This window comes from Saprospira grandis str. Lewin (genome assembly GCF_000250635.1).
GTDB classification, from domain to species: Bacteria; Bacteroidota; Bacteroidia; order Chitinophagales; family Saprospiraceae; genus Saprospira; species Saprospira grandis.
Map to the genome: position 1 here is coordinate 3,600,565 of NC_016940.1, position 22,147 is coordinate 3,622,711.

At 45.6% G+C, this 22,147-nt stretch carries 16 protein-coding genes and 1 pseudogene; 16 read left to right on the forward strand and 1 reads right to left on the reverse strand.

The genetic code is table 11. The features are described 5' to 3' along the window. Window positions 1-184 precede the first annotated feature (184 nt). A complete protein-coding gene (locus SGRA_RS15940) occupies window positions 185-10,702 on the reverse strand; it encodes a T9SS type B sorting domain-containing protein (protein ID WP_015693812.1) in 10,518 nt (3,505 codons plus the stop codon). 905 nt (window positions 10,703-11,607) lie between these two features. On the opposite strand from SGRA_RS15940, the gene SGRA_RS23850 reads away from it, so the two are divergent. The 16 genes and pseudogenes from SGRA_RS23850 to SGRA_RS16025 all read left to right on the forward strand — a co-directional run bounded on the left by SGRA_RS23850 (window position 11,608) and on the right by SGRA_RS16025 (window position 22,134). After that, window positions 11,608-11,766 (forward strand): hypothetical protein, encoded by a 159-nt coding sequence (locus SGRA_RS23850; RefSeq protein ID WP_187288171.1) that lies wholly within the window; start codon window positions 11,608-11,610, stop codon window positions 11,764-11,766. 769 nt (window positions 11,767-12,535) lie between these two features. Continuing rightward, window positions 12,536-13,228 (forward strand): hypothetical protein, encoded by a 693-nt coding sequence (locus SGRA_RS15960; protein ID WP_148268370.1) that lies wholly within the window; start codon window positions 12,536-12,538, stop codon window positions 13,226-13,228. A 145-nt stretch (window positions 13,229-13,373) separates the two neighbouring features. Further along, entirely contained in the window at window positions 13,374-14,048 is a 675-nt protein-coding gene (locus tag SGRA_RS15965) for a GldM family protein (RefSeq protein WP_015693819.1), read from the forward strand. Window positions 14,049-14,356: 308 nt separating this feature from the next. Continuing rightward, window positions 14,357-14,848 (forward strand): hypothetical protein, encoded by a 492-nt coding sequence (locus tag SGRA_RS15970; RefSeq protein WP_148268371.1) that lies wholly within the window; start codon window positions 14,357-14,359, stop codon window positions 14,846-14,848. A gap of 176 nt (window positions 14,849-15,024) precedes the next feature. Then, on the forward strand, window positions 15,025-15,324 hold the full coding sequence (gene tnpA, locus SGRA_RS15975) for an IS66 family insertion sequence element accessory protein TnpA (protein ID WP_015691370.1): 300 nt from the start codon (window positions 15,025-15,027) through the stop codon (window positions 15,322-15,324). Window positions 15,325-15,347: 23 nt separating this feature from the next. Beyond that, window positions 15,348-15,470, forward strand: coding sequence for a hypothetical protein (locus SGRA_RS24280; RefSeq protein ID WP_281045534.1), 123 nt, complete (start codon window positions 15,348-15,350; stop codon window positions 15,468-15,470). Window positions 15,471-15,491: 21 nt separating this feature from the next. Further along, window positions 15,492-15,620 (forward strand): annotated as a pseudogene (locus SGRA_RS24340) (hypothetical protein); the annotation flags it as partial. Between the two features lie 10 nt (window positions 15,621-15,630). Continuing rightward, window positions 15,631-16,131 (forward strand): integrase core domain-containing protein, encoded by a 501-nt coding sequence (locus SGRA_RS19605; protein WP_281045535.1) that lies wholly within the window; start codon window positions 15,631-15,633, stop codon window positions 16,129-16,131. A gap of 739 nt (window positions 16,132-16,870) precedes the next feature. Next, window positions 16,871-17,338, forward strand: a complete 468-nt coding sequence (locus SGRA_RS15985; protein ID WP_015693825.1) for a hypothetical protein — start codon at window positions 16,871-16,873, stop codon at window positions 17,336-17,338. 57 nt (window positions 17,339-17,395) lie between these two features. Beyond that, entirely contained in the window at window positions 17,396-18,334 is a 939-nt protein-coding gene (locus SGRA_RS15990) for a hypothetical protein (protein ID WP_015693826.1), read from the forward strand. Window positions 18,335-18,416: 82 nt separating this feature from the next. Further along, window positions 18,417-18,689, forward strand: a complete 273-nt coding sequence (locus tag SGRA_RS15995) for a hypothetical protein (RefSeq protein ID WP_015693827.1) — start codon at window positions 18,417-18,419, stop codon at window positions 18,687-18,689. Continuing rightward, window positions 18,689-19,471: a hypothetical protein gene (locus SGRA_RS16000; RefSeq protein ID WP_015693828.1), complete on the forward strand. Its 783-nt coding sequence runs from the start codon at window positions 18,689-18,691 to the stop codon at window positions 19,469-19,471. The genes SGRA_RS15995 and SGRA_RS16000 overlap by 1 nt, the downstream gene beginning before the upstream one ends. Before the next feature lie 720 nt (window positions 19,472-20,191). Next, window positions 20,192-20,716 carry a hypothetical protein gene (locus SGRA_RS16010; RefSeq protein ID WP_148268372.1) on the forward strand — a complete coding sequence of 175 codons (525 nt, stop codon included), beginning with the start codon at window positions 20,192-20,194 and terminating at the stop codon, window positions 20,714-20,716. Then, complete coding sequence (locus tag SGRA_RS16015; RefSeq protein WP_148268373.1) at window positions 20,662-21,177, forward strand: hypothetical protein; 516 nt, start codon at window positions 20,662-20,664, stop codon at window positions 21,175-21,177. The genes SGRA_RS16010 and SGRA_RS16015 overlap by 55 nt, the downstream gene beginning before the upstream one ends. 2 nt (window positions 21,178-21,179) lie before the next feature. Further along, window positions 21,180-21,656 carry a hypothetical protein gene (locus SGRA_RS16020; protein ID WP_015693833.1) on the forward strand — a complete coding sequence of 159 codons (477 nt, stop codon included), beginning with the start codon at window positions 21,180-21,182 and terminating at the stop codon, window positions 21,654-21,656. Between the two features lie 46 nt (window positions 21,657-21,702). Further along, window positions 21,703-22,134: a hypothetical protein gene (locus SGRA_RS16025; protein ID WP_015693834.1), complete on the forward strand. Its 432-nt coding sequence runs from the start codon at window positions 21,703-21,705 to the stop codon at window positions 22,132-22,134. Window positions 22,135-22,147 lie beyond the last annotated feature (13 nt).

The window sequence follows — 22,147 nt, forward strand, 5'->3', positions numbered from 1 at the left end:
GCCCGAAGGGCCGCAGGCTGAGGGATGGTAGGGGGTGGCCGCAGGCCAGACCCAGCTTTTGAGCGTAGCGAAAAAGCGCAGGGCCGAGCAGACTTGCGAGCCCCCGCACAGCCCGACCCGAGCCCTTGGGCGAGGGGCAGCCCCAAAAAAAAGGACTTCCCTAATGGAAAGTCCCTTTTCAAATTTATCGCAAGAGCTGAATGCTGCCCTTTAAGACCAAAATATGGCCATCTATAAATTCTAGTTCGGCATACCAAGCATAGACCCCAGAGTTCATTGGGCGGCCCTTAAATTGACCATCCCAACCCGCCTGTGGATCATTGGGCGCTAGGTTTTGGCCCTCAAAGACCAACTCGCCCCAACGGTCATAAACCCTAAAGAGTTTGACCAGCTGCAGGCGCTCATCACCCTGAATAAAGAAGCGGTCATTGGCCCCATCGTTATTTGGCGTAAAGGTATTGGGGGCCGCAGCAATCCGCTCCTTGTCAATAAAGACCGTAATGCTGCTGTCTAAGCGACAACCTCTTTCGTTTTGGGCCACAAATTCATAAATCGCCCGATCAAAAGGCTGCACCCATAGCTGATAACTGCTATCGCTCAATAATTGATTGCTCAGGCTTTCGCTCCAACTGAAGCTAACCCCCAAACTATCATTGAGCAAGGCATAAAGCAATAAGCTATCGCCATAGGCCAAGGTTGTATCATTTGGACCAAATTGCTGCAAGAAGAAGGGCAAGCCCGCTTCTACCTCCACCAAAGTATCGGCCACACAATCGTTGGCATCTCTTAGGTAAATCGTATAATCAGCCGCCGCCAAGTTCGGGAAGAAAGGCGAGGCCTGCCAGTTTAGACTATCTAAACTATAACTATAGCCGCCCAATGCAGTAGAACCACCCTGAGCCAGGGCCAAGATACTTCCATTGCTTTCGCCCAAACAGCGCACAGAATCAACCTCTGCCGATAGCTCCAGCGGAGCGGGATCGACAAACTGAATGCTGTCTGTTTGCTGACAACCATTGGCGTCGGTGGCGGTCACGGCATACCAGGCCGCCCCTAGGTTTTGGGCCAAAGATTGGGTGTCGCCATTGGACCAAAGATAGCTGTAGGGCGCAGTGCCCGAGCTCGCCAAGGCTTCTACACTAGCGCTTAGCTCTCCTGCACAGCGAATATTGCTTTGCGGCTTGAGGGTCAAGCCCAAAGCAGGCGGTCCACCCAAAACATACTGAAAGTCAGCACTACAGCCATTTTGATCTACCACTGTCAAATTGTAAATACCCGCTGCCAAGCCCGTCAAAGGCTGGCCCACTTGGCCATTGGACCAAAGGAAGGCATTGACTGGAACCGAAGAAGATTGATAGCTAATGCTGCCATCATCGCCTCCGGCACAGGCGGGCATATTCAATTGCATATTTAGCTGTAGTGGAGCGGGGTCTGTAATTTGGACCGATAAATCAGCCGTACATCCATTTCTGTCCGTTACGGTCACGCTATAGCTTCCTGCCCCTAGGTTTTGGGCCGTGGGAGCAGTTTGTCCATCCGACCACTGATAGCTCAAGGGCGAAGTTCCGCCGCTAGCCTGTAGTTGAGCTTGACCAGTTAGCTCGCCTGCACAGCGAGGATCTTGGCTACTCACTAAGGTCAGTTGTATGCCGGTAGGCTCGCCAACTTGGGCGCTTAGGCTCAGGGTACAACCATTGGCATCGCTAGCCGTAAGGCTATAGTTTCCAGCGCTAAGGTTAGAGAGAACAGCCGTACTGCCACCATTGGACCAACTATAATTGTAGTCGCCATTGGCCAAGGGCGTACCCCCACTAATAATAGCCGTGAGCTGGCCCGATGCCCCATTTTGGCAAAGCGCATCTTGTACATTGATATAGCCCACTAAGCCGCTAGCTGGCTCATCAACAACCACCTGGCCCTGAATGCTACAGCCATTGGCATCGGTTACGGTAAGTTGGTAGTTTCCTGCCGCCAAGCCTGTTACTTGCTGCGTTTGAGCCCCATTGGACCAAAGGAAGCTGTAGGGAAGGGTTCCGCCTTGTACGCTAGCGGTTGCTTCTCCATCTGCTCCCTGCAAACAGCCCGCCGCTTGGCTACTTAAGCTGAGCTGTAGGGCGGCGGGAGCCAAAAGTTCGAAACTATCGACCAGTTGACAGCCGCCAGCATCGCTAACTGTCAGGCTATACCAGCCTGCCGCCAAGTTATTGGCATTGGCGGTACTGCTGCCATTGGACCAGTTATATTGATAGGGGGCTGTTCCGCCAACCACTACCGCTTCTAGTTCCCCATCGGCTGCATTATGGCAGCTAGGCGCCTGCAGTTGGTTAATGGCTAGGCCTAAGCCTGTGGGTTGGCTCAATTGAACGCTCGCATTTTGCTGACAACCCTTAGCATCCGTCACAATCAATTGATAGCTGCCTGCGGCAAGGTTAGTCGCCGTAGCTGTCGTTTGTCCATCGGACCAAAGGTAAGTGTAGGGGGCTGTTCCTCCAGTAGCGACCACTGTGGCCGTTCCAGAGTTTTGTCCCTGACAGTTGGGATTGCTACTCTGCAATTGAATTTGCAAGGGGCTAGGCTCTTCTACTGTAGTACTTGCGGTAAACTGGCAGCCTTGGGCATCGCTAATTGTCAGTTGGTAGTTCCCTGCGGTCAAGCCTCGGGCTTGTCGGCCCATTTGGCCATCGGACCAAAGGTAAGTATAGGGGGCTGTTCCTCCAGTTGCAATCGCTAAAATAGCCCCATCGCTACTGCCCGCACAACTGGTCGAATCTACTTGGAAGTTAATGGCTAGGGGAGAAGGGCTATGCAAGCTAGTTGTTTGGGCCAAAATACAGCCATTGGCATCCGTTAGGCTTAGGCTATAACTTCCTGCGGATAAGTTAGTGGCCGTAGCTGTTGTTTGTCCATCGGACCAAAGGTAAGTATAGGGGGCTGTTCCTCCTGTGGCCAAAGCCGTTAGGCTTCCATCGTTGCCATTAAAGCAACTAGGATCATTTTGGCTAAGCTGTAGCTGTAGGGGAGCAGGCGCCGTAATCTCTATGCTGTCTTGAATTTGGCAACCGTTGCCATCTCTCAACTGAACAACATACCAGCCTGCGCAGAGGTTGCTCCAGTTGTTGTTGGGACCAAAGAGCTGACCGTTTTGGCCGGGGCCCAAAAGGCGGTATTCATAGCCATTTTGGCCTAGGGTTCCCGTGCCAGCTACCGCTTGATAGACAATCTGTCCATCGCAGCTATTGGCACAGCTAGCGGCACTAACTGTTTGCTGGGCTGCAAGGGGCAAGGGGGCCGTAAGTTCTATACTATCAACAGCGGTACAGCCATTGGCATCGCTAAAGCTAACCGTATACCAGCCCGCAGAGAGGTTCTGAATTAGGGCCGTATTTTCCCCAGTAGACCAACTGATGAGGTAAGGGGCGGTTCCGCCCTGAGCTTGGGCCGTAAGGGCTCCATCACTAGCGCCTGCACAGCTAATGCTGGCCCCATGATAATTACTATATACACTAATACTGGGCTGTATAGCCGAGGGGGCTATCAGCTGTATGCTTGTTGTGGCCTGACAGCCCCGAGCATCGGTAGCGGTAAGGCTATAGCTCCCTGCTGCCAGTTGTTGGAGATCCTCTGTTGTATCTCCTGTAGACCAAAGGAAGCTGTAGTTGGGGGTTCCTCCTTGGGCATCAGCATCAATCCAACCATCTGTTCCTTGATTGCAGCTTGGGTTTTGGCTGCTCAATACATTGGCAATAACGGCATTGGCTGGCTCTTGTACAAGGGCCGAAGCAACAATACTACAGCCATAGGCATCGGTGACCGTAAGTTGGTAGGGGCCTGCTGCTAGGTTGTTGATATTGCTACTGCTCTGTCCATTGGACCAAAGGTAGCTATAAGGCGCAATGCCTCCACTTAGTAGGGCAGAGATACTTCCATCGGCTCCGCCATTACAGCGCACAGAATCGGCATCTAGTTGTAGGACCAAGGGCGTGGGCTCTGTAATTGTCCAACTGCCTAGCCAGTTACAGCCGTTGGCATCGGTGACTGTCAGTTGGTAGTTTCCTGCCGCCAAATTACTAATATTGCTGCTCGTTTGACCATTGGACCAAAGATAGCTATAGGGAGGCAAACCACCTTGCATAAAGATGCTCAACTCCCCATTCTGTTGACCTGCACAGATGATGTTTTGTTGTTGTACACTATCTAGTAGTAGAGTGTCGGGGGCAGTGAGTAAAACACAACTACTCGCCTGACAGCCATTGATATCCGTCACGCTAAAGCAATGATTGCCCGCAGCTAGGCTGTTTTGTAGGGCTTGGCTACTGCCGTTGCTCCATTGGCCCTGAAGGCTACCCCATCCGCCACTATAACTGGCTTCTAGTTGGCCGTCTGTAGCTGAGGCACAAGATACTGTATAGCCATTATAGAAGCTAAGGGTATCTATATTTAACTGAATAGAATCTGGTGTTTGCAGGCTAATGCTACTACTGTCTTGGCAGCCATTCTGGTCGCTAACCGTAAGGCTATAACTCCCTGCGGCCAATCCGTTCAGGCTATTGCTGCTTGCTCCTGTGCTCCAGTTGTAGTTATAGTTGGCCGTTCCCCCTGTTGCTGTTGCACTAAGGGCAGCATCAGCGGCTCCAAAGCAAGAAATGGGACTGCCATTATAATCTTGGTCGATACTAATGCCAGCGCTTAAGGGCGTTGGTTCTTGAATACTGACTGAAATCGTATCTGTACAGCCTACATCATCAATCACCTGGACCAAATAGTTGCCTGCGGCTAAGGCCGAGAACTGTCCCGTTTGATTGCTATCTCCAGCCATGATATAGGTATAGGGCGCTTGTCCCCCCGCAGCCGTTAAGCTAAAGCTGCCAGAGCTATCACCTGCACAACTAAGGTCCTGACTAGCCAGTAAACTGATTTGTATAGGACTAGGCGGTACGGGAATATTTAGCTGTAGGGTATCATAACAACCATTACGGTCGCTAATAGTCACGCTATAATTGCCTGCACAAAGATTAGTGACCAAGGAGGTACTATCTCCATGAGACCATTGGTAGTAGTAGTCGGTAGAAATGTTGCCGCCAGTAGCCGTGATGGCTGCAGAGCCATCGCAAAGGCCGGGGCATTGTGGCAGGCTTCCATTGACCAAGCTAGCTTGTACAGGGTTGGGGCTACCAATTTGGACCGTTATGCTATCCTGACAGCCATTGTTACTACTTACGGTAACGCTGTAGTTCCCTGCACAAAGGCCTGTGGCCGTGGCCGTCGTTTGACTGCCTGCGGCCGCATCCCATAAGTAGTTGTAGTTAATGGCCAAACCAGAAAGTGGCAAAACCGTGGCAGAGCCATCGCAGCTTCCCAAGCAGCTTTCATCCCTTTGCGAGGCAAGCTGAAGCCCTAAGGCATTAGTGCTATCTACAAAAACACTATCAATAGCAGAGCAACCTCCAGGTCCAGAAGAAGTGACTGTAACGGTATACCAGCCTGGGCTCAGGTTGGTAATGATAGAGTCTACAGCTCCATTAGACCATTGAAAACTGAAGGGAGGGGTTCCCCCCACCGTAGTTGCCGTGGCCGTACCATTATTGCTGCCACAACCCGAAGGGGTAGAGGTTGGCATGGGCACAGGGCTAGTGGTCGTCTGAATCATGAAGGTCCCATTATTACTTCCACCAAGGAAGTTAAAGCCCCCATCAATTTGGACAATATAAGGGGTATTGGGCTGTAGGTTATTATAAGTAAAGGACCAGTTGATGGGCTGGGTCATACAGCTATTAAAGCTCTGGCAATCTACCAGCACATCGGGGTTGTTATCACAAGGGCTGCTATCCTGAAAGAAAGAGATATTAAAGCCATCCCCAGGAACGGTGCCCCCGATACAGTTTCCACTAGAGGTGGCATTGATAATACTTAAGGTTACTGCACTTCCATTACAGTCGGATACAAAGTAGTAGTAGAGAGAGTGCTCTGGATCATCGCCTTCTCCACATTCAAAGTAGCCCGGAGCGCCGCCTGCAACCCCTTCTCCAGTGGCAGAAGCTGTATTGAAGCAGTAGGGAACATTCGGTTGAATAGGGTAGGCAATAGCATTGAGGCAGTTGTCGGCTCCACAGCCTTCTGATACACAAAGCTCAAAGTTTTCATTATCGTCATCTCCGCCATCATTAAAGACTTGGAGGAGGACCTGGCTACCTGGAGGGGCCGCAATCTCAAAGCCGACATCTCCTCCAAGGCCACCTGTACCGCAGGCCAGTTGTTGGAGGTTGCCGCAGCCGCCAGCATAGGCTACCACCACAAGGTCCGAGAAGTCGCCAATAGGAGAGGAGGAGCTAATGCCATCATCATTTCCTTCTACCAAAGCCACTCCACTACTGGGCATAGTAAAGCTGTACCAAGTTTCTCCACAGTTTTGGCCACAGTTAGTTGGCTGGCTAGCGGTAGGAACGCCATAGTTGTAGCTGTTCCAGCTGCCTGTGCCATTGGTGCAAGATTCTGATTGAACAGGAATACTAATCGCATTTTGGCAGTAGTTATTGACGGGCTCGGGGTCATTGGGTTGTCCTGTGCCAAAGAGGGGCTCCATATCCCTAATTCGAATAGTAAATTCTCCTTCTCGATTGAGGCCTTCTCCATCTACTTGGATGAAATAGATGTTGCCAGGGGTCAAGCAGGTCGCCTCGACATTTTCGGTGATAATCGCAGTGGGTAGGTTCGATCCATCGCTTAGACTGAGCTGGCCTGTACAACTATTCGTTGAAGAGCCAAAGATATAGACCTCGGGGTCAATGCCAAAGATAGGATCATTACTTTCTACCTCAACTTCTACCCGGCCCGAAGGCGGAGCTGTAAACTGGTACCAGACGGTATGCTCAGCATAGCCGCCCAAACCAGGCTCTCCCAATTCTACATTAGCACATTCATTGGTCTCATTGCCTAAAGTAGCAAAGCTGCCCGTGGGGAGACCAAAGTCATAGGCATCGCAGATATTATTATTATAGGGGAAGGTCGTGCTTCCTCCATCATCTTCAATTTCTATAGTAAAGTAGCCTTCTTCTACCCCAAAGTAATCCTCTTGTCCATCTACTTGTAGATAGTAGGTGGCCCCCGGAACCAAGCAGGTAATGCTCATCGATTCATCATTGAGCAGGGGATCGTAATCACTGCCCATTTCTAGCCAAGGTCCAGCACAGGTTCCGCCCGGACTATACCAGAGCGCAAGCTGTAAGTTGGGGTTATCGCCTAAGTTGGCGGGGTCTGACTCTAAGCTGATGCTGATGTTCCCAGAAGTTGGGGCCTCAAAGCTAAACCAAACGGTTTCATCGGCAGCAAAGGCCGAAGGGTTAGGCTCATTGGGCTCTACCGTAGCACAGTAGTTATTGTAACTGACATTATTGTTGATGCTGCCCCCATTGGGTACCGCCCCCAAAGGTGTGGCATTGCAGATGTTGTCGTTGGCAGGGAAGGCGCCAGCCCCATCATCTATAATTTCTATGGTAAAATAGCCTTCTACATCAATCAAAGAGCCATCTACTTGGACCCAATAGGTCTCTCCCGGGAGCAAACAAGTTAAATTAACTTCCGCATCAAAGCTAAGGGTGGGATTGTCTACCCCCTCTTCCAAAAGTTGTAGGTTGCCCGTACAGCTGCCATTAGAAGAACGGTAAACGGCTAGTTGTAAGTCGACCCCATTACCTTGGTTGTTGGGATCAGACTCTAGCCGAATACTGACCTCCGAAGAGGTACTGGCCCCCGCATGTGCAGGCGCCTGAAAGCTAAACCAAACTGTCTGCTCAATATTAAAGGGAGAGGGCTCTCCGGGCTCTGTTTCTGCACAGAAGTTAGCGTAGTTGATGTTGTTATTGATGCTGCCCCCAATAGGTACGGCCCCCAAGGCTTCTGCATTACAAATGAGGTCGTTGGTTGGAATGGGGACAGAGGGCGCCTGACTAATCGTCAAGTCAAAGTAACCCTGCACATCCAAAAAGGAACCATCTACCATGATGAAGTAGGTCTTGCCTGCGTCCAGACATTGTACGTCCATGTCTTCATCAAAGAAGCCGGGGTCATAGTCACTTTCTACCTCAGTGAGAATACCGGTACAGCTGTTATTAGAGGATTCAAAAACGGCTAGCTGAATATCAATGGCATCTTGAGAGCTAAAAGGAGTAGAGGTGGTGGCCGAAATGTCTACTGCATAAGGTCCTCCTGTGGCCGGAGTGGTAAAGCTGTACCATACGGTTTGGTCCGCATCAAAGTCATCTGGATTGGGGTCGCCAATGGCATCAGCACAAAGGTTGTGTTGGTTCGTGATGCTTTGTGGCCCGTTCGTAAAGGGATCTCCTAAGGGAATGGCATTACAGATGAGGTTGTTAGGCGCTACGGGAATAGGCGGTATTTCTGTAATGGTAATATCAAAATAGCCTTCTTCAGGGTCCAAGATGGCCAAATCTGCCCCATTGACTTGCACATAATAGATTTGCCCTGGGTTTAAGCAATAGACCTCTAGGTCCAAATCAAAGACAACCAAATCGTCGCCACTGTTCATTTCTCGCCAACTGCCCGTACAACTAGCCGCTTCCCAAACGGCGACTTGCAGATCAATAGGGTCTACGCCATTAAGAGGATCGTCTGAGCTGAGTTCTATTTCTACATTACCACTAGCGGGGGCCGTAAAGGTATACCAAACGGTCTGATTGGGGTTGAATGCCCCCGGATTGGGCTCTCCAGCTCCTGTTGCACAGAAGTTGTTTTGGCTGCCATGTTGTGGGCCTGGACTTGTTCCAATTTGTCCTCCTGTTGGATCGCCCAAATAGATGGCATTACAAGGATCGTCATTTGTTGCAGGAGGATCACGAGGATCGCCATAAACCTCTAGGTCAAAGATGCCTTCTTGAAGGTCGGGGTCAAAAAGGGCGCCCTCTCCATCTACCATCAAAAAGTAGGTTCTGCCTGGAGTAAGGCATTCTACTTCCATATCTTCATCCCAGAGCACTCCAATCCCTTCATGCTCACTCTGTATTTCGGTCAAGGGGTCGGTACAACTTTGGTTAGCGGCATCAAAGACAGCCAATTGTAGATCAATTTGGTCAGAGCCGAATAGACTTTGGTTCTCTGCCCGAATTTCTACCTTACCCGAAGGCGGGGCCACAAAGGTGTACCAAACCCCACGGTCATTTCCCCAGTTGTTGGGGATGGGCTCAAAGAGGTTGTCTGCACAGTAGTTGTTCTGATCGGTGAGTCCAACAGTGCCGCCAGGAGCAGGGGCCCCCAGGGCAATGGCATTACAAATTTCATCATTGGGCGCAGGCGGAATCCCGCCATCTCTTACTTCTAGGTCAAAGATACCATCTACATTTAGGGTAGAGCCATCTACCATGATATAGTAGATGCGACCAGCTTCTAGGCAGCGCACATCTAGTTCTTCTCCAAATCCCGTTGGATCATAATCGCTATCTATTTCGCTGAGGCTTCCTGTACAGTTGTTGGTCGAGCTGCTATAAAGGGCCAACTGAAGGTCTACCGCATCGGTCCCAAAAGGGGCGGGTTGGTCACTATTGGCCTCAATGATAACATGTCCAGAGGCGGGGGCTTCAAAGGAGAACCAAACACCCTGCTCATTGCTCCAGTTACCCGGAATGGGCTCGTTGGCATTGCTCGCACAGAGGTTTGATTGGCTGAGGGCGTTGGTTTGTACTTGCCCCCCAGTAGGAACGGGCCCCAGATGAGTGGCCGCACAAATGCTATCGGCTGATTGCTGTACGCCAAGGTCAAAGATTTCTAGGCCAAAGTAGCCTTGGCCGCCATCGGTAAAGGGGATGCCGCTATCTTCGCCATCTACCAAAAGGAAGTAGGTGGTATTGGGTTGTAGACATTCTACGCTCATTTCTTCATCATAGAGGGCACCTGCCCCCTGATAGTCTTCGGCCACTAGGCTAAGGGCGCCATTACAACTGCCATTAGAACTTTCATAAAGGGCCAATTGCAGGTCGATGCCATCCCCTAGGTTTTGGGGATCCGAGATGGCCTCAAAGCGGAGACTAGCACTGGGGTTGGGGCCGGTGGTAAACTGAAACCAAACGCCTTGTTCATTGGCATTGCCCCAGGGACTAGGTTCTAAGGTATTTGTTGCACAGAAGTTCCCGTAGTTGCTCAGTCCATTGTCTCCAATAGAGCTATTGCTATTGAGGGTCCCCAAATTGATGGCATTACAAATTTGGTCATAGGCTTGGCCCGCATTCACAAAGCTTCCCCTTGCCCGAATCGTAAAATCTACCTGCCCCCAACTGCTATTCCCACAACAGTTTGGAATGCTTAGGGTATAATTGAGGGAGCTACCCGGCGCTGGGGTAGCAAAGTTCTGACAAATCTGGGCCAAACAAGTTTGGTCCACCACACAGGCCGCCCCATCATCCTCAAAAGCTCTAAAACAGAGCTGAATATTGGCCGGATAGTCTGTTGCACAAATAAATTCTTCATCGTATTGGGTATTGGGGGCGTCGGTAAAGCAAGGGCCCGATTGGGGGTAGGTGGTCCACCCTTGGCTTTCTATATTGACGCGCCATTGGGGGTCTGGACTACCACCAAAAATCCCATCTGTACAACTGGTCCCAGCCGTTCCGGAGTTGATGATCACTTCTAGACGAACTTGGGCCTGCAAGCTACAGCTGTAGAGGAACAGAAGGCCAAATAGATAGATATGTCGCATATAGCTGTTTTTTGTCCAACAAAATTGAAGGCTAAAAATAAGAAATCCTTAGCAGTTCTTCACTAAACGTTTGTTTCCTGCCTGCTTGTTGCCAAGGACCCTGTTTTTTTGGGGCCTCCTGCCTGCGGCAGGCGCTACGTTTCGCAGCTCGCTGTTCGCTCGGCCCTGCGGCCTGACGGCCTTGGTCTGCGGCTTTGCCGCACTGCTGCACATCGCTAGGCCAAATGGAAGTCCTGCGCTTCGGCCATCCTTTGATAAAAATTTGAGGCTAGTCCAGGCATTTTTTAAAGGCATAGCTGTAGCTATGGCTGAGAAAAATAACGCAGAATAGCAGGAAATTAAAGCAAAGGATAGAAGTGGCAGGGCTTTCATTTGGCCTTTGCCGTTTGGCCTTCGGCCATGGCGGCTTCGCCGCTACCTGCAGCCTAAAGGCCGCAGCCATTCTTGTTGGGCCTTGGTCTTTCTTGCCGCAGCGGCTTAAAAGCCCCTGCTTTGTTTATGGAAAGGAGGTATTTTGTTTTCAGGTCCTGCGGCTTTTAAGCTGCAGCCAATGGCCGATGAATGGCAAAACTCCTTCTTAGTCGTCCTGAACTCTACGATATAGGTTGTCAAAGTCATTGAATACAGTCACTAAACTGTTCGTTATAGGTTCCTCTACTGCATAAGAGTCGTCCTGAACTCCATGCTATAGGTTGTAGAAGTGTATAATATACGTTAGCTAAGTGCATGATATACGTTAGGGAACTGTACAGTATAGGTTGTGGAACTACATAATATAGGTTGTAGGACCCCAAAATAGACGTCCTAGGACGTCTATTTTGGGGTATAGGAAGGTACCCAATGGGGTTAGGGGACGTACCTCATGGAGTTCGGAACGTCTCCTCTGGGGTTAGAGGACGTATCTCATGGAGTTCGGGACGTCCCTTATGGGGTTGGAGGACGTACCTCATGGAGTTCGGAACGTCTCTTATGGGGTTGGGGGACGTATCTCATGGAGTTCGGAACGTCCCTTATGGGGTTTTTGGACCTATACAATGCAGTTCCAGACGTCTATCAAGCAGTAGGAGCGCCCTAATTTGGGGTGCTAGACCGAGAGCTTAAGCTAAATAAGCAGCCTCTTCTGCTTTCTAAGCTAAAAAATGCGGTAGAGAACTGCTATTTTGGGGTTCTTGGACCTAATTTATACCTTAGAGAACCCCTATTTTGGGCTTGTGCAACCCCATCGCCCTAGTTTATTAGTCCCTCAACTTTTTCTTGGGGGTTTTGAAAAAGGAGAGGTAAAGAAAGGGTCTTTTAGTGGCTGGGTAGTTTTGCGCCCATGGGCTAAAGCCCATGGTTGTAGACTGAGCAAAGAGCGGGCTAAAGCCCTTCTTTGCTATAAATGATATGGGCCGATGGTTTCAACCTTCGGCCATGGCGGCTTTGCCGCTATCTGCAGCCTAAAGGCCGCAGCCATTCTTGTTGGGCCATCATCTTTCTTGCCGCAGCGGCTTAAAAGCCCCTGCTTTGTTTATGGAAAGAAGGTATTATGTTTTCAGGTCCTGCGGCTTTTAAGCTGCAGGCCAATTGTTGGTCAGGAGCGGGCTCTGCTGTACCTAAATTGGCTGCTGGTTTCAACCTGCAGCCACGGCTAGCAGGCGGCGAAGCCGCCGCAAAGGAGCGAAGCGACTTGGCCTAGGGGCCTGAAAGGGTGGCCGCAGGCCAGACCGAGCCGCTGAAAGCGGCGAAGGGCCGAGCAGACCTGCGAGCCCTGAAAGGGCCCGGCCGCCGCAGGCGGCAGGCCCCAAAAAATCTAAACTCTAAGTAGGAAGAAGAAGGAAAAACACAAATAAAATGATGAAGAAATTAACAGGAATAGCGCTCTCAATAATGTTCCTTTGGGGCTGTGAAAATAGTCCGTTAAAGGATACGAAAAGCGCAAGCTCTTTAGATGAAGAGCAAAGATTGCCAAAGGAGTTGGAGGAAAATATGCTAAAGGTTGGAGAACTAATTCCATTAAGCGAAAAAGACTATGCAGATAGTATTGTGTATCGAGAAGGGATTCGCCTAAAAGAATATGCTTATATTATAGAGTCAACGGTCTTAAAAGATAGTGTGTTGGATGATCAGGATTTTATTCCGCCAGTAGTAGGACAAAGAGCTATTATTATGTATAAGGATAGTGTTTTAGGCATTAAGTATTCTCCTTCAATTATGAAAGAAGTAGAGTTGAAAACGGGCAAAGGTTTAATGTTGGATGCAGTGATTCATGTTATAGGTATTTTTCCAGGAGAAAAGGGAACTTTGTTTTATGCTTCAGGTGGTGGTACTCGATTGTGCAGAGATTGTAATCAATTGCGTCTCATCTATTCTTTAGAGGGGGAAGAGATCTATTGCCTTTATCAGGGGCCTTATGAGGATACCGCAATTATTCGTAAAGGTAATTATGAAGCTATTATAGACAGTTATCAAGTTGATAATAATTATGAAAGAGACGATGTCTATCTGAATAAAATATTTGATATTCCACTGGTTGATTTAAAATAGTTTATAGTTATAGGCCTCCTGCCTTTTTTTTGGGGGCTTTCTTCTTCGGCGGTTAATCTTATAACTCTTTAGGAGTCATCTTTAAAATTTTGCTTATCAGAGAGTTGTGTGAGCAGGCCTGCAGGAGCAGTAAAAGATAAATAATATGAAATTTAGAAGATGGGGCCAAAATAGTAGCTCATTCTGGAGCGTTTTAATTTGCCTTTTAAGTGTTATGTTTTTTTTCGCCTCTTTTAGAGGGAATGAAGGGAAAAAGGTAATCCGTCTAGAGGGTTTTAGTTATAGATATATTCCATATTCCATCCATGTGGATACAAAAAGTAAATTAGATATTGTTGCTGATTCTACTTTTTATTGGATTGGGAAGAAAAGAACAGCAGAAAATGTAAGTTACATCCCTTTTCATCTAAAAGGATATGGGGTTCAACGCAAGAAATTAAGGATAGAGGATTCTGATTTTGCTTTTGAATTATCTCTACGGCCAAAAGATCCAGCTGTCACACTTTCTGTTCTCGGGAAAAAATCTGGGGATGAAGTAAAAAGAGATGATTTGCTTATTGATAAGGCAGATCTTGATGCAGCGCTTATAAATTACAATATTGATCTTCGTTTCAAAGTTCTTGGATTTGACCTTGCTATTGTGAATGAAAATGAGCAAATTTTGCTCCCTTCTAAAGGAGCAAAATTTAGTGAAGCACAGAAAAAGGCACTTAAAGAGTTGAATCAGAGCACATTTATTCTGCTAAAGAATATTCAGGTACAAGCACCTACTGGTCATCCTTTTACAGTAAGTCCTTTTTCTCTATTTGTATCATTATGAATTAGGTGTTCGCTTGTTTATGATAGCTCATTTTTGTTGCTCTGGGTTTTCGCCTAGATATATACTGGTGCAGTTGTCTTCTTTAGGTATTACTAGATAGTGGAGTCGAGCTCCACGCACTGTAACCTTATTCTACATTCTACCTTTTAAAGGAGTCTAGTTATCTTAGCGGCCCCTCTTGGGGGCAAACATATTTGTATTGACATCTTGAGGTAAAGATTATATCAAGATGAAAAATTATCGGCATGTTGAAAATCAGGTTGTTAGTAATGGGGCTTTTTGTAATATTTTCTTGTAAAACAAGGCAAGTGGATCAATATGATAGTTTGAAAAAGGATAAAATAAAATTAGAGTGTTATAGGTTGCTTTATAAATACTACGAATTTGATAAAAAAGACAGAGCGTATAAGTTTTGTGGTATAGATAAAAGCATGAAAAACTCTAGTTTAAATAATCTTAGTGATGATTTACCCCCATGCGACTGTGTAGAATCAGTATTGGAATGTGATATTGAAATAGAGGATTTTGACAAAAATGCAACTGAACATGGGTTCCTAAGTGAAGACATCAAATATGCTACATTTAGAGTGAAAATGGGGAATAAAGAGGTCGTCTTAGCAGATCAGAATGGAAGAGTAAAACCAGATGTTTATTTTTATGGAATTATTTACTCTTTTGATAATGAGGAGATTATTGTTAAGGGGATGCTTCTTGACCGGGTTGTATCTGACCCCTTTGATTATTCTGAGAGGTTTAATGATGAATTTAAAAAAGCAATGAATATTAAGTCAGCTAGCTAGGGTATTCATCTTCAGGCCAGTAGCCCTATCTATATTGATTTGTTCTTGGGGCCTCCCGCCTTTGGCGGGCGGTTACTCCCTTTGGTCGTCGAAGACGGACTAAAGGGTGTAGCCTGCCCAAAAAAGCAACCATTAGTTATAGAAAATAATTATCTTAAAGAACAAAAACTAAAAGGATGCGAAAAAGTAAATTCACGGAAAAGCAGAAGTTATCAATTTTAGCTGAGCACGACAGCGGCCTTAGCGTGGCAGATTTGTGTAGAAAGCACCAAATAAGCCCAGCCACTTTCTATAAATGGAAAAGATCCAAAGAGCAAGAAGTTGACGATAAAGAGCGTTTAATCAAGGAATTAGAGGCCCAAAATACTCGTTTAAAAAAGATGTATGCAGACTTAAGCATGAATTATGAAATTTTAGAAGAGGGCTATGTAATGGCAAAAAAGCACTTAACCCCAAAAGACAAGAAAGAGTCATAGACGAGCTGTCCAAGAAGTACAGTGTGCGTCGAATCTGTGTCGTTTTGGGGTTTCGTCGTCAAACATACTATAAACGAAAGTCAGGTCATCGGCCAGAAGTAGTCGATGATCAAATCGCTAAATTACTGCATGAAGTCACGAAATAATATTTAGCTTGGGGCTTTTGGAAGGTTTTTCATTACATTAGAAATCAAGGTGTTATCTTCAATCATAAGAAGGTGTATAGAATCTGGAAGAGAGAAAAATTAATACTTAAGACAGCGCCCAAAGCGTCAGCGTATTCGCCGAAAATTTGAACCTATCTCTTTGCCCAAGGAGGTAAATAAGGGTTGGTCTATGGATTTTTTAAGCGATTGGGTCATGAGCTCAGATAAGAAATCGGTCCGAATTATCAACATTATGGATGAGACCTCAAGGCGAGCTTTGTGGACAGAAGCCCATCAAAGTATCTCTGCAAAAAAGCTTACTGATGTACTTGATAAAGTACTGGATTACAGAGGTAAACCTGACTATATTCGTTGCGATAATGGGCCAGAATTCATCTCTAAAAAGTTAGCTGCTTGGGCCCAAAAACATGATATTGAATTAAAGTTCATCCAGCCAGGAAAACCTACCCAAAATGCATTTATTGAGCGATTAAATAAAACTTTGAGAACAGAGTGTTTAAACTTATCTTGGTTCCACTCTTTAGAAGAACTAAATGAGGAAATTCAAAATTGGTTTCAGCACTACAATTTTAATCGTCCCCACCAAAGTCTGGGAAATATTAGCCCATATGACTTTGAAAGGACGATGTTAGATGTATAGTATTTTTTGGTTGCACCTTACGGGTAGGCTACAAGGGCTTGTTGTGGCCGTTTGGCCTTCGGCCATGGCGGCTTTGCCGCCCGTTATTCATCGCCTAGGGACAAGCCCCTAGGCTAACCTAATGGAGTCAGCCCTAAAGGGCCTCAAATGATGATTTACGGCTTTGCTCTGTTGTGATTGCAGAGAAGGGCCACATCCAAAGGCCCTCGCAGAGGGCTGTCTGAAAAAACTAGCCTAGGGGCTTGTCCCTAGGCGCAGGAAAGGGCAGACACAAGATTTTAATATTAGTCCCTCAACTTTTTCTTGGGGGTGGAAAAGGAGAGATAAAGAAAGGGTCTTTTAGTGGTTGGGCAGTTTTGGCCCCATGGGCTGAAGCCCATGCTTGTAGACTGAGCAAACTGGCGGGCTAAAGCCCTTGTTTGCTATAAAAATGGAAAAATTAGCTTCAAGAAAAACAACAACCGTCCAACCACAACCGCAAAGAAAAATCCCCTCGAATGAGGGGATGACAATTTTTTCAATAGCCTAGGGCCTTGGCCCTAGGGGTGGCCGAAGGCCAAATTGGCCTAGGGGCCTGCAAGGGGGCCGCGCAGCGGCAGACCAAGGGCGAAGCCCGCAGGGCCGAGCAGACCTGCGAGCCCTGCAAGGGCCCGGCCGCCGCAGGTGGCAGGCCCCAAAAAAAGAATAAAGATATTTACTGATACCGCACAGCTATTTTGAGAAAATAGAAGTTGGAACTATGAATTTAGATATGAAATCAATGTTTATGTATTATGCTATAATAATTATATTTATCTTGGCAGCGAGTAATTTATATGCTCAAGAAGATAGCTGTTTTATCGAAAATTACAAGAAAAATCCTGAACATGCAGAGATGTTTGGGTTTGAGAACAGGGCTGTTTTTATCCTTGAATTAGGCCATCTGCTTAAGTGCGATAAAAAAGTTAAAAAGGAGTTGAGTGAAGACTTAAAGGGGGGAATTAGGTTAAAAGTTTTTTTAAATAAGTCCTTAACAGAAGTAGATTCTGTGCAAGTTCATGGTCTAAGACTTAGCCCTAAAAAGTTAAGGCGCTTATTGAGACGAATGCGGAAAAAAGCAAAAATTATAAGGACTTGTTTGGCTGTTAATTATTATGCAACAGAAGCAAATCCGCCATCTATGAATATCACAACAACCAAAAGTATTGTTCTCGTTTTTGCGAAATAGCTATTAGGTACTGCAGCGGCTGAAGGCAGCTGATATTTAGGGACTAAAAGATATGTTATGAAGCTTGTTTACTTGTTGGCAGGAGTTTTTATTTTTAATTCATGTCAATTATTGAGGTTAGAGAAAAGAGAGGCAACAGCAGAGCCCGTGGAGCAGTTCTATTTTCCGTCTGGTGACGGAAAATGGGGGGTATATGGGTTCCCAGATATAGAGAATTGTTATTCTTTTGAGATAAATGAAGAAGATAGCTTTAGGTTCGTAGTAGATAGTCTTCTATTCAAAGGGCAAAGGTCTGGATCTAAAATCCACTTTGAATTGGGTGACTCTTTAGCTAGTTATTATATCAAGGGGCAGTTTCAGATTCCTACTGAATATGTACTAAAACCTCAAAAAAATAAGACTGGAGAGCGAAGCAATAGCTGGATTATCGAAAGAATTCCATTGCGTATAGGGCATTGGTACTATAGTCGTGATGGAGAAAGATCTTTGGGTTACTATCATAGCACTAAGGTATCGGCAGATTCACTTGCAAAGGATGAGCATTATATTAACTTAGTCGGAAAGTTAGAAAAAACAGCATTATTAGGACTACCAGTAAAATTTAAATCGCCTCATAGATCCCATCTACAAATTGTGGAGGGAGATAGCTTTAATTTAAAAGTGGATACATTTGCTTTTCAAGGTTTCTTGCAAGCTGATACTTTATACTTCGAATTTGGGGAAGAAAACCAAGATGGATACATAAAAGGACAGTTTTGTATATCGTCAAAAAGTTATCCTGCACCAAACTATAGGATACTAGATCCAGGTAAAGACTTAGAATTTGATTTAGCAATTCCAGAACCTAAAAATAAATTTTATTGGAATCCTAAAAAATCAATAAACTATCATATTAGTTATGCTTGTCAAAAAGAAAAATGGGCGTTAAGAGTTGGTAAATGGGAGTATTTGGAAAAGGGAGAACGGATTTTTATTGACTATCCAGCTCTGCAGTGATCTTAAGTTGCAGCCATTATAAAATGCTAGTAGTGGCCTAAGTTGAACTGTTTTTAGGTCTATTTAATCAAAAGCAGCGAGTATGATTCTATTTATAGAAATAGTTACCTTACTTATTTTACTTGCAGGGAATATCCTTTACCTTAAGCGAGGTCGAGCTAGAAGTACGCCCAAAGTCGTATTTTGGGGCATAGAAATAGAAAGAATAGATGCATTGGGTTTTCTAATAATGTCACTGTTGCAATTAGACTTTTTAAATCAATTTTTGGATTTATTGATTCTACTTGCCGTTTTATTTTTTGTAGTTACCCATCTGCGGATAAAGCAAGTAATTAAAAACAAAGAAGGAAGCTGATGAGAGGATATTGGCTATTTATTGTTTTCGTCTGCAGCCTGGCTTGTCAATCGAGACAGCCTAATGAAAAGGCAAGCGAAAAAGCTTTTTCCTACCGCTCTATTTCAGAAGGAAATCTGATTATCTATATGGTAGAGGAGGCCAACAATATTTCTATAGCAGCTATTTTAGATCGCATCGAAAGAGAGAGTGGAATCTCTGAAGTGGAAGCGGATAGTCGTTTTTTAAGAGCGTTTGATCTGGCCAATATGGGAGCTGTTGAGCTCTATGAGTTGAATCTGAAGCAAGAAGGAAGGCCTCGCATAGCGCCTACTAAGTATTATTGTCTACGGTCTAAGCGGCTAAATAAGCTCTTTTATATCCCTCTAGAGAAATATTTTCTGCTTAAACTTAATCCCTCAACAGATACTTATGTATTTAGCGGCATAGACCAAGGAGGTAAAAGAGCCTACTATACTATATTCGGCTTTGATGCTATTTCTGGGATGCCTAAACTCAAATGGTCCTCCCTTAGACATTGTGAAATACCTGTTTTTATACGGACTCCAGACAGCTACTGCCAGCGTTATCTAAATGATAGCTTAGCCTTTAAAAATGAGGATGTTAATGGCGATGGGTATTTAGATGTGGTATTTGAGGGGCTCAGGAAGAGTAGCTGTATGGACAAAAATAGGAAGGAACAAGAGATTAAGTTTAGTATTCTAATGAAGCCAGATCTCGAAAAATTAGAGTTGATTTTATCGGATGAAAGCATCTGTGATATGGATTGGAATATGAACTAGTTCTTGGGGCCTCCCGCCTTTGGCGGGCGGTTACTCCCGTTGGTCGTCGAACTGCGAACTTTGGCGGGCGGTTACTCCCGTTGGTCGTCGAACTGCGAACTAAAGTTCTTGTTGTCGTTCGGCAGCTCGCTGCTCGCTCGGCCCTGCGCAAAAAACAAGTTTTTGCTTGGTCTGCGGCTTTGCCGCACTGCCTACCATCGCTAGGCCGCTCAACTGTCTTTTTTCTTTTAGCTTTCTTCTTTGGCAGCTGGGCGGTTTTGGCCCCATGGGCTGAAGCCCATGGTTCTGGGTCTGAGCAAACTGGCGGGCTAAAGCCCTTGTTTGCTATAAAAATGGAAAAATTAGCTTCAAGAAAAACAACAACCGTCCAACCACAACCGCAAAGAAAAATCCCCTCGAATGAGGGGATGACAATTTTTTCAATAGCCTAGGGCCTTGGCCCTAGGGGTGGCCGAAGGCCAAATTGGCCTAGGGGCCTGAAAGGGGGCCGCGCAGCGGCAGACCAAGGGCGAAGCCCGCAGGGCCGAGCAAACCTGCGAGCCCTGCAAGGGCCCGGCCGCCGCAGGCGGCAGGCCCCAAAAAAATATATCTAGGCTCTTTTTGAGAAGGAGTCTTGTCGCATTATTTTTTGAGGATAAGCAGGCGCCAAAGGGGGAGCGTTTATCATCTAGGGGGAAAAGGGGGCGCTCTGGGAAATTCAGAATACTATAAAATAGATGAATGTTTAGAACTGTTATTGGGCTGTTATTTTTAGCCATAACCCTTAATGCTCAAGATTTAAGCACTAAAACTTTTTCGGAACAGTTGTCGGATTTAAAGTTAAGCAATATTAAGTCTGGACTTTTAATGACTGCTAGTCGAAATGACACGCTTTCTGCCTTATTTTACAACTCAACATTTAATGAGTTGCATAAGGTTGATTTGGCCTCTTTAGTCAATCCTGAGCAGAATATGTTTTATGTAACTTCAGGCCAAGCTTACTTAAATATGAGGGCTGGTTTCCTGAGCTCAAAGCTGCTCACTACTTATGAATTAGGAGATACTGGGGAGCTCATATACCTTATTATGCAAAAACAATATCATTACCACGATAGTCAGGAGAATGCTTGTGAATTGAGTAGGATTTTATATTACTCGGATCGTCGTGGAGTATTTAAAATAGAAGATTTAGAAACAAAAAATATAGAAGATTGCAAGGCATTAAAATGGTTGTATTTAGCTGGAGATTTTCACAGCAGGCTTTAATGCGAGTTTTAGCACTACTTACTTTTTTCGTTTTGCCTTTTTGGGCAAAAGGGCAGGGGGGAGATAGTTTATTGATGCAAGCTAAATTATTAACGGTTTCTGCATATCGTCAGCTTCCAAAAGATAGTCTTTTAGCGTTGTTGCAGCAGCAGCCTGCGGAGATTTATAAGGCGAAGAAATTAAAGGGCTTTTATTTGATTAAAATTAATTCGAAGCAAGCGGCGGATAGTTATAATTCCTGTGTTTTTTATTTGGTGTATGAAGAGCGGCGGCGGCAATTTTATCGAATAGCAGGTTTTGATCAGCGAGAATATTTAGCCTTTAGAAGGCGAGTTCGAGGGCGGCGTTTATTTTGGGGCGAGAAAGCGATTCGTAGAGATTTTTCGGGGCATTTTCCAAGAAGGCAGAGCCGGAGGGTAAATTGTGCGGAGGAGATGGAAAAAGAAATAAAAGTATATTAGTTATGTGGAGATTTGTGATTTACTTTTTCTTTTTGTGGCCAGCCGCTTTATTGGCTCAGGATAGTTTGTCTAATACGTACTTTAAGGCCAAATTACTTTGCTTGGGCTCTACTGCTTATGCCTCTTATGCAGATGGCATTGCGGCATTAGATGCTGCTAATATGCAGTGCTTGAGGGGCCCTAAATTTCCCTCTTTTTTGTTGTTTCGCATTCAATTGCAAGACGCTGCAGCTCCTCATTATGTAGCCTATGACAAAAAACGAGATCTCTTTTTGAAAGTAGCAGGATTTAAGAAAAATCAGGGAATTGTTTTCTTTAAAGTTTTGGAAAGAGATCAGCCTATTATGTTAGAAATAAAGGCATTGGAAACTTATTTTGGCCTAACTCAACAAGATTTTAGCGCCAAAGACTGGAGGTATTTGAGGCGAATAGGGTTTTCTGAAAAAGAACGTACTTTTGTTGAGCTTGATTTGGAGTAGTTGGGGGGCTAAAATCCTCAATCTGACCTACTAAAACGATAACCTAATGCAAAACACAATCAAAATTACAAGCTTGAACTCAACTGTTTTAGAAATTGAGTTATTAGATATATTGTCTAATATAGATACTCCTGAGAAGTATAAATGGTCTATTTTGTGGCTGGAAGCCATGGCAAAAGATGAAGATTTCCCTATGCTGGATTTTGAAAAGAAGGTTAATGAATCTAAAAATGGGCAGTTCACTTCATCGCAAAACCTTATTGAATTAGGAGAAGCATGCACACAAATTATAGAGATTTTGCTGATAGCCGATATGGACAGAAATAAATTGAAGAGATACGAAAGTGATTCTGAAATGAAAAAATCATGTCAATATTGTATTGAGTTGGTCGATTCATCTTTCTGGGAGATTACATCAAAAGACGAAAACTTCTTGCTTAAATTAAGGGCAAAGTTTGATTTAGTACGGAGCAGCTAGGCAAAACGATTAG